The following is a 12526-nucleotide window of genomic DNA, read 5'->3' as shown; positions in this document are numbered from 1 at the left end:
GGGCCTTCAGTTACCGGCTGATCTCGCGACCAGTTGAGATAATAATAACAATTCTCATTAGCAAGTCAACGCTTGGAATAAAAGAATTTTCAACGCCTCATGCGGGAACGGCCAGGCGTAACTGAGTGACTTCCTTGTTCAGCAGATCAATGCGTCGCGCCATGCTTTCGATGAGGCTGTGGGCGATGCGGGGATTGTTTTGTGTGAGGCTGAGGAATTGCTCCTTGGGAATCACCATGACGGTGCAGGGTTCGCTGGCGATCACGGTGGCGTTGCGCTTCTCGCGCGTGAAGACGGCCATCGCCCCGAAAATCTCGTCCTTCTGCACATCGCCGACCTTCTGCCCATCGACGAGCGCCTCCGCACGGCCGTCAACGATGATGAACACGTTGTCGGCCTCATCGCCCTGATGGATCAGTTCATCGCCAGCGGCGAAATGGCGGAACCCGGTGGCCGGCCGGACGTCCGGCTGACGCAGGCGTGCCAGGGCATCGCCGAGCAGCGCGGTGTGCCCGCTGAGGTACTGGATGAGCAGCTCCTGGCGGTGCGCGTCGGCCTGGATGTGCGCGAGCACGTCGCTGCGGGTGTAGGGAACCAGGCGGACAGGCTCGTCGCTGCAGTACCGGCAGGGCGGCAGTACGCTGCTCTGATACAGGCCGAGCAGATCACCTTCCTGCAGATAGAACAGTGGTTTGTCGTCGATTCGCGCATGCAGCAGGCCGCTGTCGACCAGGTACAGCCGTTCGGCGGCCAGTTCGCTGTCGAGGTCATCGGTGTGCCCGTACTCAATGGGCGCGCCGCAGGGTGCCAGCCCGTCGAGCAGTTGGCCCGGAATGCCCTGCAGATGGCTGATCAGACGATCGGCATAGGCCGGTTGCTCTCCGAGTAGATACATGTCGGTAATCCTTGAACGAACAGGCGAAATCGATGGCTGACGCGATTCGCGCACAATAGGCACGGCCTTTGGGGGAGTAAATCCTGGCCGGTGGAGGTTGTGAGCTAGCTCTTATTGTGACTTTCGTCGAGAAGCCGGTTCAGTTCGTCCTTCAGCGACGCCGGCAGCTCCTGCCAGGGGAGATCGCGCAGGGCACCTTCGATGGCATACAGGAGCACGCGTGAGGCGCCGAAACCGCGGGCCTTGACCGCCCGGTAGGAACCTACCGCGCCGAGTCGGCGCAGGTCGGCAGCGGTATGAATGCCGGAGGCGTGCAGCCACTGTGAGGAAGTCTTGCCGAGGTTGCGCAGGGTGAGCAGTTCATCGTGCATGGCAGCTTCCTTGCGTAGCTACTGGGTGGGATAACCTGCAAGAAAATGGAGTGGCCAGCGAATGCGCCGTGATGCTTGCACATCACCCCACGCCTCGCGCAGCGAAGCCTGTACGGCGGCAACCGGGTCGCTGCCATGCGTTTGCTGCCACTTCGTCACGGCCGACCAGGTACGCAGGTAGCCAATCAGCTGTTCGAAGCTCCAGGTCGCCTCGAGCGCGAAGGCTGGAACGGCGAGTCGAGCGAAGGGCAGATGAATGTCCCGATAGCCGGCGTCGACGCTTGCGCGGCCTGCCGGCCAGTATCCGGCGAGCGTCTTGCCGTGCAGGCGGTTGATGATTTCGTCCAGTGCTGAATCGATCTCCAGCAGGCTGTAGCACCAGGCGCAGAACAGTCCGCCCGGTTTCAGCGCCCGGCGCGCCTGCGCAAAGAAGGCCGGCGAGGCGAACCAGTGCAGCGCTTGGGCCACCACGATCAGATCCAGCCGGTTGTCCTTGAGCGGCAGTTGTTCGGCATCCGCGACGAATCGCTCGACTGATTCCCAGTGCGCGCCTGCATTCAGTTGCGCCGCGCTGGCGTCACAGGCGAGCACCCGGTGGAAGTGCCGCTGCAGCGGCAGGCTGGCCTGGCCGTTGCCGGCGGCGATGTCCAGCGCTGTGTCGGTTTGCCGGCATTGACCGGCCAACCAGGCGAACAGGCTGGCCGGGTAGTGCGGGCGAAACTGCGCATAGCCGCTGGCGCGTGCCGAGAACAGTTCGACGCTGTCACGTGCGGCCTGTGGTGCGGGCAGGGTGGGCGTGGGGCAGACGGACATGTTCGATTTCCGCGCGGGGGTGCGTGTGAGTATAGAAGGGGCGCCACGATCTGCTCGCGGCGCCCACGGCTCAGACGCCCGGCAGATGCTGGCGAATGGCTTCGACCAGTCTGTCGAGACTGCCGGCATCGTGGGTGTCGATGCGCCGGCTGCGCGCTTGTTCCTGTTCGCTGAGCGGATCGCGACTGGCCTGCTGCGCGCGAATCACCTCCTGCGTGGCATCCGAAGGGTCACTACCCTCCGCCTGGCGCTGCGCCAGCCACTGGTCCAGCACCGCATCCGGCGCATGACAGTCGAGGATCAGGAAGGGTACGCCGGTAGCTTCGGCAATCTGCCAGGCCGCTTCGCGCTGTGCCTGCTTGAGATAGGTCGCATCGATGACGACCGGAAAGCCAGCGAGCAAGGCGTGCTCGGCAAGCTGGTGCAGTCGCTGGTAGGTCGCGTCGCTGGCATCCTGGCTGTAGATGCCGGCGTTGAGCTGACCTTGCTGGTCGGCCGTCTGCAGTCCGTGCAGTCGCTTGCGCTCGACATCCGAGCGCAGGCGCACGGTGCCCAGGGCTTCGACCAGACGCAGCGCCACGTGGCTCTTGCCGACGGCCGACACGCCGTGGGTGATCGCCAGAAAGCGCGACGGGATGGCGCTGTAGCTCTCCGCCAGGTTGGCGTAGCTGCGGTACTGGCGCAGGATCACCTTGCGCTCCACCGCGTCCTGCTCCTGATACAGACGGAACAGGCTGACTTTGGCGCGCACCAGGGCACGATAGGCCTTGTACAGGTTGAGCAGCTCGAGCGCGGCGTAGTCGCCAGTGTGCTCCAGCCAGCCATTGAGGAAGCGTCGTGCCTGGCATTTCAGGCCGCGGTCCTCGAGGTCCATCGCGAGGAAGGCGGCATCCGAAGCGATGTCGATCAGGCGGAACGGCTCGTTGAATTCGATGCAGTCGAACAGCACCACCTCGCCGTCGATCAGTGTGGCGTTGCCCAGGTGCAGATCGCCGTGACATTCGCGGACGAAGCCTTCCTGGCAGCGCCGCTGGAGCAGCGGCCACAGGCGGCTGATGCTGGTTTCGGTCCATTCCTGCAGGGCGTCGAGCTGACGCAGATCGGCGTCTTCGCTGAGCAATGGGCGAATCTGCTCGAAGTTCTGTCGCATCGGCGCGACGATCGCCTCGGGTGTGTTGAGCGGGTGATTAGCGGCCACCTGCGGGGTCTGCAGGTGGAAGGAGGCGATCTGCCGCGCCAGCGCATCGATGTGAGCGTCGGTCAGCTCGCCGCGCGCCTGGACTTCCGCCAGCAATTGCGATTGCGGAAATTCGCGCATTTTCAGCGCATATTCGATGGGGGCACCCGCGCCATCCAGCTGCGGCGCCTGTTCGCTACCGGTGATCGGCAGCACCTCCAGGTACAGGCCGGCAGCCATGCGCTGGTTCAGGCGCAGTTCTTCTTCGCAGAAGTGCTTGCGTGCCGCCAGCGCAGTGAAGTCGAGAAAGCCGAAGTCCACCGGCTTCTTGATCTTGTAGGCGAATTGGCCGGTGAGAATGACCCAGGAGATGTGTGTTTCGATGACCCGCAAGTCGTTGACCGGATGCGGATAGAGGGCCGGATTCTGCAGGGCGGCGATCAGTGCTTGGCTCACGGTCTTTCCTTGTTGAAGTTGTTGGAAGCAGCGTGGCGCTTCGCTGAGAAGCCCGTCACGCGGTCGAAAACCCCGGCATTATGGCGACTGAGGCCCAGGCTGCAAACCGCCGAGAGGGCGTCTGACCGTCACGGCAAAGCTGCGTATAATGCGCCGCCATGACTAGATCCCGCTCTTCCCGTACCCGCTCGAAACGCCGTGCCGGTGGTGCTCGCCCCTGGTTGGGGTGGGTGCTGAAACTCTCTATCGTCGGCGTGGTGATCCTCGCCGGATTCGCCATATACCTGGATGCCGTGGTGCAGGAGAAATTCTCCGGCAAGCGCTGGACCATCCCCGCCAAGGTCTACGCTCGGCCGCTCGAACTGTTCGTCGGGCAGAAGCTGGCCAAGGACGACTTCCTCACCGAACTCGACGCGCTGGGCTATCGCCGCGAGAAGGCTGTCAGTGGTCCGGGTAGCGCTTCGGTCGCCGGCAACAACGTCGAGCTGCATACCCGCGGCTTCCAGTTCTACGAGGGCGCGGAGGAGTCGCAGCGAGTGCGCGTGCGCTTTTCCGGTGACTTCGTCGCGGGGCTCAATCGTGCCAACGGCGGCCAGCTGGCAGTCGCGCGGCTCGAGCCGCTGCTGATCGGCGGGCTGTATCCGGCGCATAACGAGGATCGCATCCTGATCAAGCTCGATCAGGTGCCGCCGTATCTGGTGGAGACGCTTGTGGCGGTCGAAGACCGCGAATTCTTCGAACATTTCGGCGTATCGCCCAAGTCGATCGCTCGCGCCGTGTGGGTCAACCTGACGGCCGGCCAGGTGCGTCAGGGCGGCAGTACGCTGACCCAGCAGCTGGTCAAGAACTTCTACCTGACCAACGAGCGCAGCCTCAGCCGCAAGGCCACCGAGGCGATGATGGCGGTGCTGCTGGAACTGCATTACGACAAGCAGGAGATTCTCGAGGCCTACCTCAACGAGGTGTTCCTCGGACAGGACGGTCGACGCGCGATTCATGGCTTCGGTTTGGCCAGCCAGTACTTCTTCGGCCGGCCGCTGGCCGAGCTCAAGCTGCATCAGGTGGCGCTGCTGGTGGGGATGGTCAAGGGGCCGACCTATTACAACCCGCGGCGCAATCCGGAGCGCGCGCTGGAGCGTCGCAACCTTATTCTCGACATGCTGGCCGAGCAGCAGGTGGTGACTGCGGAGGAGGCCGCGGTGGCCAAGCAGTTGCCGCTCGGGGTTACGCAGCGCGGCAGCATGGCGGACAGTTCCTATCCGGCGTTTCTCGACCTGGTCAAGCGCCAGCTGCGCGAGGACTACCGCGAAGAGGACCTCACCGAGGAGGGGCTGCGCGTCTTCACCAGCTTCGATCCGATTCTGCAGCTCAAGGCTGAGTCGGCGATGAGCGAGACGCTCAAGCGCCTCGGCAAGGGTGCGGAAGCCGTCGAGGGCGCGATGCTGGTGACCAACCCGGAAACCGGCGAGATCCAGGCCATGCTCGGCAGTCGGCAACCGGGCTATGCGGGCTTCAACCGGGCGTTGGATGCGGTGCGGCCAATCGGCTCGTTGATCAAGCCGGCGATCTATCTCGCCGCGCTGGAGCGGCCCAGTCAGTACACGCTGACCAGCCTGCTGGAGGACGAGCCGTTTTCGGTCAAGGGTGGCGACGGCAAGGTCTGGAAGCCGCAGAACTATGGTCGCCAGGCCTATGGCACGGTGTACCTGTATCAAGCGCTGGCGAACTCCTACAACCTGTCGACAGCGCGTCTGGGGCTCGATCTCGGCGTGCCGACTGTGCTCAAGACGCTGGCACGCCTTGGCGCCACGCCGGACTGGCCGGCCTATCCGTCGATGCTGCTAGGAGCCGGCGGCTTGCGGCCGATCGAGGTCGCGGACATGTACCAGACCCTCGCCAACGGTGGTTTCAACACGCCGTTGCGCGGCATTCGCAGCGTGCTGACCGCCACCGGCGAGCCGCTCAAGCGTTACCCGTTCCAGATCGAGCAGCGTTTCGATGCCGGTGCCATCTACCTCACGCAGTACGCGATGCAGCGGGCGATGCACGAGGGCACCGGACGCTCGGCCTACAACCGCCTGTCGCGTTCGCTGAATCTGGCCGGCAAGACCGGAACCACCAACGATTCGCGCGACAGCTGGTTTGCCGGCTTCAGCCAGGATCTGCTGGCGGTGGTTTGGCTTGGTCGCGACGACAACGGCAAGACCTCCCTGACCGGCGCCACCGGGGCGCTGCAGGTCTGGACCGATTTCATGCGCCGCGCCGATCCGCTGCCGCTGAACATGCCGCTGCCGGACAATGTCGTGCAGGTCTGGGTCGATTCCAGTAGCGGCCAGGCGACCGACCAGCGCTGCCCGGGCGCGGTGCAGATGCCCTATATTCGCGGCAGTGAGCCGGCCGCCGGGCCCGGCTGCGGGCTCCAGGCACCGGCCGAATCAGTCATGGACTGGGTACGAGGCTGGCTGCAGTGATTTGCCGGATTTGGCTATTCGCGTTTTTTAAGAGGTTTGCAGATTGAACAGGCAATGGATGATCTTACTGGCCGCCGCGGCCCTGCTTCCCGGCTGCGCCACGGTTGACCGACGGGCGATCCCGGTGGTTGATGCGGGTGCGCCGGTTTCCGAAGAAATGGCTGCGCGCCAGGCGTACCGGGCGCCGGGCGGCGCTCCTGCGCCCCGGGCGCTGCCGGAGGATTCCGGTGTGACGGTAATGGTGCCGCAGGGCACTTCGGCTCCGCTGCAGACTTACGCAGCACCGGATGGTGGCATCGTCGGCTCGATCGATCCTGCGCCGATGACTCAGGGTGCGTGGAATGCTGCACCGCCGTCGGCACCCTCCATGGCCGCTCCTGCGCCCGCGCCGCAGCCGAGCGGCATTCCCTCTTCGCGCGGCCTTTCGGCGGACGAACAGCTTGACGGCCCGGTGCTGGCGCTGTTGACCACCGCACAGCAGTTGCAGGGCAGTGGTGATCTCAACGGCGCCGCCTCCAGCCTGGAGCGCGCGCAACGGATCGCTCCGCGTGAGCCGCAGGTGCTCTACCGCCTGGCACAGGTGCGGCTGGCGCAGGGCGATGCGGTACAGGCCGAGCAGCTTTCTCGTCGCGGTCTGAGCTACGCCAGCGGACGACCTGCTCTGCAAGCCAGCCTGTGGGAGCTGATCGCCCAGGCGCGGGAACGCCAGGGTGATGCCGCGGGTGCGGCCCAGGCGCGCGAGCGCGCGAAGGTCGCTCTGTGATGGACGAGCGGCTAGCGGACGTGGCGCAGCAGCTGCTGCTGATCGAGCGGGAATTGCGTGTGCTCGGGCTGTGGACGCCAGTGCCGCCGTCGCCCGTGGCGCTGGCCAGCGCTGAGCCCTTCTGTGTCGACACGCTGGAGTTCGAGGAATGGCTGCAGTGGATTTTCCTGCCGCGGATGAAGGTGATTCTTGAGGAGGGTCAGCCTTTGCCGGCGGTGTCCGGTATCCATCCGATGGCAGAGGTGGTGTATCGGGAGCGCCCCGTGGGGGGCTTGCTTGCTGCTCTGCTCGAATTCGATCGTCTGATTGCCAACGAATAACGCCGCGAGGCGGCGCTGCGCGTCGGACTAGGGGGCGAGGAGGTTTTACTGCTTGCAGTTCTCCTCGATCTTTTGCTTCGTTTCGGCAATGCGCGATTGGCGTTCCTCTTCCTTCAGACGGCGTACTTCGCCGTTTTCCTCGACGCGTACGCGCGGATTGTTTTGCAGTTGCGCCAGGTTAGTCTGCAATGTCTCGCAATAGCGCTTGCGCTCGGCTTCCTGTTCGGCAACCTGCTGCTTGACCTTGCGGTCGATTTTCTCCTGATCCACCAGTGACGCGCTGCTTTCACTGGCGTCTGGCTCGGCGGCGGCGGGCTTCGGTGGCGGTGTGACCGTATTCAGAGTCTGGGCGGCCTGACCTTGCGGCGGTTGCGCACTGAAGTGGGTGATGCCCTGCGCGTCGACCCATTTGTATACCTGCGCGGCCATTGTGCTGCTACTCAGGGCGAGCAGGAGGCTGCCGACAATAACCATCGATCGCATGTGTTTTCCTTCGTGTGAGCGGAACAGCAGCACTATACCCAAAAGCCCGGGTGCCGCTGCTGCACCAGATCACAGCCTGAATGCACCTCAACGCAACGGCAAGCTTGACTTGCCGGCGTCGAATCCGAACAATCCGAAACTTGCTGTCCTGAGCCGCTTCGCCGCAAGTGATACCGGCTCAGCCTAGACAGACATGAGGTGCTACCCGCGCCGACCTGCATCACCCGCAACGCGTTACCTCGCGCTGGGTGGAGAGCCCGCGACAACAGGGTTTCTTCCAATACTGGCTCAGTCAGTGGCTGACGTAGTCGGCGACCACCGTCGCTCATGCCCTGCCGGCAGTAAACCTATTTCAGGTGGCTCCGCTCCTTGGAGTCGCTATCTGGCGTTTCAGAGGTGAACAACGTGGAACTCTTATCCGGCGCTGAAATGGTCGTCCGCTTCCTGCGTGACGAAGGCGTTAAGTACATCTACGGGTACCCGGGCGGTGCCGTTCTGCATATCTACGATGCGCTTTTCAAGGAAAAGTCCATCGAGCACATCCTGGTTCGTCACGAGCAGGCTGCCACCCATATGGCCGACGGCTATGCGCGTGCGACCGGCAAGGCCGGCGTGGTGCTGGTGACCTCCGGTCCTGGGGCGACCAATGCCATCACCGGTATCGCCACCGCTTTCATGGATTCGATCCCGATGGTGGTCATCTCCGGTCAGGTGCCCAGCACCATGGTTGGCACCGACGCCTTCCAGGAAACCGACATGATCGGTATCTCCCGGCCCATCGTAAAGCACAGCTTCATGATCAAGCATCCTTCGGAAATTCCCGAGGTGATGAAGAAGGCGTTCTATCTTGCCGAGTCCGGGCGTCCTGGTCCGGTGGTCATCGATATCCCGAAGGATATGACCAACCCGGCCGAAAAATTCGAATACGTCTATCCGAAGAAGGCCAAGCTACGTTCGTACAGCCCGGCCGTGCGTGGGCATTCGGGCCAGATTCGCAAAGCGGCGGAACTCCTGCTGGGAGCCAAGCGGCCCATCATCTACGCCGGTGGCGGCGTGGTTCTGGGCGGCGCTTCGGCGCAGCTGACCGAGCTGGCGAAGATGCTCAACCTGCCGGTGACCAACACCCTGATGGGCCTGGGTTGCTATCCGGGCAGCGATCGCCAGTTCGTCGGTATGCTCGGCATGCACGGCAGCTACACCGCCAACCTGGCCATGCACCATTCCGACGTGATCCTGGCGGTGGGTGCGCGCTTCGATGACCGCGTGATCAATGGTGCGGCGAAGTTCTGCCCGAACGCCAAGATCATCCATATCGATATCGATCCGGCGTCTATTTCCAAGACCATCAAGGCCGACATCCCGATCGTCGGTCCGGTCGATAGTGTGCTGACCGAGATGGTCGCCATCGTCAAGGAAATCGGCCAGGCGCCGAACGCCGAGACGGTCGCCAGCTGGTGGAAGCAGATCGACGAGTGGCGCGGCAATCGTGGGCTGTTCCCTTATGACAAGGGCGATGGTTCGATCATCAAGCCGCAGACTGCCATCGAAGTGCTCTGCGAAGTGACCAAGGGCGAGGCCTATGTTGCCTCGGACGTCGGTCAGCACCAGATGTTCGCCTGCCAGTACTACAAGTTCGATAAGCCCAACCGCTGGCTCAACTCGGGCGGCCTCGGCACTATGGGCTTCGGTCTGCCGGCAGCCATGGGCGTGAAGCTGAACTTCCCTGACGCCGATGTCGCCTGTGTGACCGGCGAGGGCAGTATCCAGATGAATATCCAGGAGCTGTCGACCTGCCTGCAGTACGACCTGCCGGTGAAGATCATCAACCTCAACAACGGTGCTCTGGGCATGGTCCGCCAGTGGCAGGACATGGTCTACAACAGCCGTTACTCGCACTCCTACATGGAGTCGCTGCCGGACTTCGTCAAGCTGGCTGAAGCCTACGGGCACGTTGGCATGCGCATCACCGACCTGAAGGACCTCAAGCCGAAAATGGAAGAGGCCTTTGCCATGAAGGATCGTCTGGTATTCCTCGATATCGCCGTTGACACCAGCGAGCACGTCTACCCGATGCAGATCAAAGACGGCGCGATGCGCGATATGTGGCTGAGCAAGACGGAGCGGACCTGATCATGAGACACATCATTTCCCTTTTGATGGAAAACGAACCAGGCGCACTGTCTCGCGTGGTCGGGCTGTTCTCGCAGCGCAACTACAACATCGAGAGCCTGACCGTGGCGCCGACTGAGGATCCTACGCTGTCGCGCCTGACCCTGACCACCATTGGCCACGAGGAGGTGATCGAGCAGATCACCAAGAACCTCAACAAGCTGGTGGAGGTAGTCAAACTGGTGGACCTGTCGGAGAGCGCCCATATCGAGCGCGAGCTGATGCTCATCAAGGTCAAGGCCACCGGCGCTCAGCGTGCCGAGGTCAAGCGCACCACCGACATCTTCCGCGGACAGATCGTCGATGTGACTACCAGCGTCTATACCATCCAGTTGGCCGGAACCAGCGACAAGCTGGACAGCTTCATCCAGGCCATCGGAACCGCAGCGATTCTTGAGGTTGTACGCAGTGGCGTCACCGGGATCTCCCGGGGCGACAAGGTACTGAGTATCTGACTGGCCACGCTCGCTGAGCCAGTTGGCAACGTTTTATCGAATGGCCCACGAGGCCGGCAACAGGGGTAGTTTCATGAAGGTTTCATACGATAAAGATTGCGATCTTTCGATCATCCAGGGCAAGAAAGTCGCCATCATCGGTTACGGCTCCCAGGGCCACGCACACGCGTGCAACCTGAAGGATTCCGGCGTTGACGTCACCGTTGGCCTGCGTCCGGGCTCGTCGTCGATCGCCAAGGCTGAGGCCCATGGCCTCAAGGTCAGTGACGTGCCGGCAGCTGTCGCGGCCGCCGACCTGGTGATGATCCTGACTCCTGACGAGTTCCAGGGGCGTCTGTACAAAGACGAGATCGAGCCGAACCTGAAGACGGGCGCAACCCTGGCCTTCGCGCACGGCTTCTCGATCCACTACAACCAGGTGGTGCCGCGCGCCGATCTGGACGTAATCATGATCGCGCCGAAAGCGCCGGGCCACACCGTGCGCTCCGAGTTCGTGCGTGGCGGCGGCATCCCCGACCTGATCGCCATCTATCAGGATGCTTCCGGCAATGCGCGTAACGTCGCGCTGTCCTACGCCTGCGGCGTGGGCGGAGGTCGTACCGGCATCATCGAAACCACCTTCAAGGACGAGACCGAAACCGACCTGTTCGGTGAGCAGGCCGTGCTTTGTGGCGGTTGCGTCGAGCTGGTCAAGGCTGGTTTTGAAACCCTCGTTGAAGCAGGTTACGCGCCGGAAATGGCCTATTTCGAGTGCCTGCACGAGCTGAAGCTGATCGTCGACCTGATGTTCGAAGGCGGTATCGCCAACATGAACTACTCGATCTCCAACAACGCCGAGTACGGCGAATACGTCACCGGTCCGGAAGTCATCAACGCCGAATCCCGTGCTGCTATGCGCAATGCTCTCAAGCGCATCCAGAATGGTGAATACGCCAAGATGTTCATTACCGAAGGCGCCGCTAACTACCCGTCCATGACGGCCTATCGTCGCAACAATGCCGCACACGGCATCGAAGTCGTCGGCGAGAAGCTGCGTGCGATGATGCCTTGGATCGCCGCTAACAAGATTGTCGACAAGAGCAAGAACTGATTTCTGTTCTGCTGGAAAAACGCGGCCTCGGCCGCGTTTTTTCGTTTTGGCGTTCAGCCATCTGGTATAAAACGAGTGTTTGGCCGGACCTGAACCGCATGTCTTCAGGTTTGGTCGAATTTATCCGTACCTGTTGTGAAGGTGATAGTGCATGAATGAGCAACCTGAAGAGCCGAACAAGGCGGTTGAGGCGGAAAGCATTCTGCCGATTGATGAGCACGTCGAGGAAACTCAAGGTCCCGATGGCCGAAAGGTCCGTCATCGTGGAATCTATCTGCTGCCTAATCTGTTTACCACGGCCAACCTGTTTGCCGGATTCTTTTCCATCATCACGGCCATCAACGGCAATTTTTACGTGGCTGCGGCGACCGTGTTCGTGGCGATGGTGCTCGACAGCCTGGATGGGCGCGTAGCTCGTCTGACCAACACGCAAAGTGCGTTCGGTGCTGAGTACGACTCTCTCTCGGATATGGTGGCTTTCGGTCTGGCACCAGCGGTTTTGGCGTACGAATGGGCATTGTCTGAGCTGGGTAACGTCGGACTCACGGTTGCCTTCATTTATGTAGCTTGCGCGGCCTTGAGGTTGGCGCGATTCAATACCCAGATTGGCAAGGTCGATAAGCGCTGGTTCATCGGCTTGGCAAGTCCTGCAGCGGCCGGGGTGGTTGCAGGTTGGGTCTGGGCCGTCTGGGCGTTGGACGAGCAAGGCATTCGTGGTATGGACCTACCGCTTGTGCTGGTCATGCTGTTCGCGCTGATGGTCGCTGCCGCTGGTCTGCTAATGGTCAGCAATATCAAGTACTACAGCTTCAAGGACCTTGATCTAAAAGGGCGTGTGCCGTTCGTAGCGATCCTGATCGTGGTGCTGGTGTTTGCTGTGGTCTTCAGCGATCCGCCGCGAGTTCTGCTGCTTATTTTTCTTGCGTATGCCGCCTCCGGTCCCGTTCAGCATTTGATGCAGATGCGGCGTCGCAAGCGCATCGAGGATTGATTGCTATTGTGCAGCGCCGCAGTCTCTGGCGGCGCTCATTTGTGTAACATGCAAATTAACGGTTGACGCCCA

Annotated in this window: 12 protein-coding genes; 7 read left to right on the top strand and 5 right to left on the bottom strand. The window is 62.2% G+C overall.

Annotated elements, in window-relative coordinates:
* Positions 1-97: 97 nt before the first annotated feature.
* The 4 genes from NAV27_RS16595 to NAV27_RS16580 all read right to left on the bottom strand — a co-directional run bounded on the left by NAV27_RS16595 (position 98) and on the right by NAV27_RS16580 (position 3712).
* Positions 98-895: a cyclic nucleotide-binding domain-containing protein gene (locus NAV27_RS16595; RefSeq protein WP_008568888.1), complete on the bottom strand. Its 798-nt coding sequence runs from the start codon at positions 893-895 to the stop codon at positions 98-100.
* Between the two features lie 104 nt (positions 896-999).
* The gene (locus NAV27_RS16590; protein ID WP_008568887.1) at positions 1000-1266 is read right to left on the bottom strand and encodes a TfoX/Sxy family protein; all 267 of its coding nucleotides are present in this window, start codon (positions 1264-1266) and stop codon (positions 1000-1002) included.
* 18 nt (positions 1267-1284) lie between these two features.
* Positions 1285-2079 carry a class I SAM-dependent methyltransferase gene (locus NAV27_RS16585; RefSeq protein ID WP_180981463.1) on the bottom strand — a complete coding sequence of 265 codons (795 nt, stop codon included), beginning with the start codon at positions 2077-2079 and terminating at the stop codon, positions 1285-1287.
* Between the two features lie 70 nt (positions 2080-2149).
* The gene (locus tag NAV27_RS16580; protein ID WP_102829569.1) at positions 2150-3712 is read right to left on the bottom strand and encodes a bifunctional aminoglycoside phosphotransferase/ATP-binding protein; all 1563 of its coding nucleotides are present in this window, start codon (positions 3710-3712) and stop codon (positions 2150-2152) included.
* 158 nt (positions 3713-3870) lie between these two features.
* Between NAV27_RS16580 and mrcB the strand changes: the two genes are divergently transcribed.
* From mrcB to NAV27_RS16565, 3 genes are read left to right on the top strand one after another with little or no spacing between them, the layout of a single operon-like run.
* On the top strand, positions 3871-6183 hold the full coding sequence (gene mrcB, locus NAV27_RS16575) for a penicillin-binding protein 1B (protein WP_102829570.1): 2313 nt from the start codon (positions 3871-3873) through the stop codon (positions 6181-6183).
* Between the two features lie 58 nt (positions 6184-6241).
* Entirely contained in the window at positions 6242-6946 is a 705-nt protein-coding gene (locus NAV27_RS16570) for a tetratricopeptide repeat protein (protein WP_054095243.1), read from the top strand.
* Complete coding sequence (locus NAV27_RS16565; RefSeq protein ID WP_102829571.1) at positions 6946-7266, top strand: YqcC family protein; 321 nt, start codon at positions 6946-6948, stop codon at positions 7264-7266. The genes NAV27_RS16570 and NAV27_RS16565 overlap by 1 nt, the downstream gene beginning before the upstream one ends.
* A 45-nt stretch (positions 7267-7311) precedes the next feature.
* Here NAV27_RS16565 and NAV27_RS16560 read toward each other — a convergent pair whose 3' ends face one another.
* Positions 7312-7749 (bottom strand): DUF4124 domain-containing protein, encoded by a 438-nt coding sequence (locus NAV27_RS16560; RefSeq protein WP_043298111.1) that lies wholly within the window; start codon positions 7747-7749, stop codon positions 7312-7314.
* A 405-nt stretch (positions 7750-8154) separates the two neighbouring features.
* On the opposite strand from NAV27_RS16560, the gene NAV27_RS16555 reads away from it, so the two are divergent.
* From NAV27_RS16555 to pssA, 4 genes are all read left to right on the top strand, one after another.
* On the top strand, positions 8155-9879 hold the full coding sequence (locus tag NAV27_RS16555) for an acetolactate synthase 3 large subunit (RefSeq protein WP_008568881.1): 1725 nt from the start codon (positions 8155-8157) through the stop codon (positions 9877-9879).
* Between the two features lie 2 nt (positions 9880-9881).
* Complete coding sequence (gene ilvN, locus NAV27_RS16550; protein ID WP_003288852.1) at positions 9882-10373, top strand: acetolactate synthase small subunit; 492 nt, start codon at positions 9882-9884, stop codon at positions 10371-10373.
* A gap of 73 nt (positions 10374-10446) precedes the next feature.
* Entirely contained in the window at positions 10447-11463 is a 1017-nt protein-coding gene (gene ilvC / locus NAV27_RS16545) for a ketol-acid reductoisomerase (protein ID WP_102829572.1), read from the top strand.
* 151 nt (positions 11464-11614) lie between these two features.
* Positions 11615-12454 carry a CDP-diacylglycerol--serine O-phosphatidyltransferase gene (pssA, locus tag NAV27_RS16540; protein ID WP_102829573.1) on the top strand — a complete coding sequence of 280 codons (840 nt, stop codon included), beginning with the start codon at positions 11615-11617 and terminating at the stop codon, positions 12452-12454.
* Positions 12455-12526 lie beyond the last annotated feature (72 nt).

Source organism: Stutzerimonas degradans (assembly GCF_024448505.1).
Classification (GTDB): Bacteria; Pseudomonadota; Gammaproteobacteria; order Pseudomonadales; family Pseudomonadaceae; genus Stutzerimonas; species Stutzerimonas degradans.
This window is presented reverse-complemented; position numbering and strand designations above follow the sequence as displayed.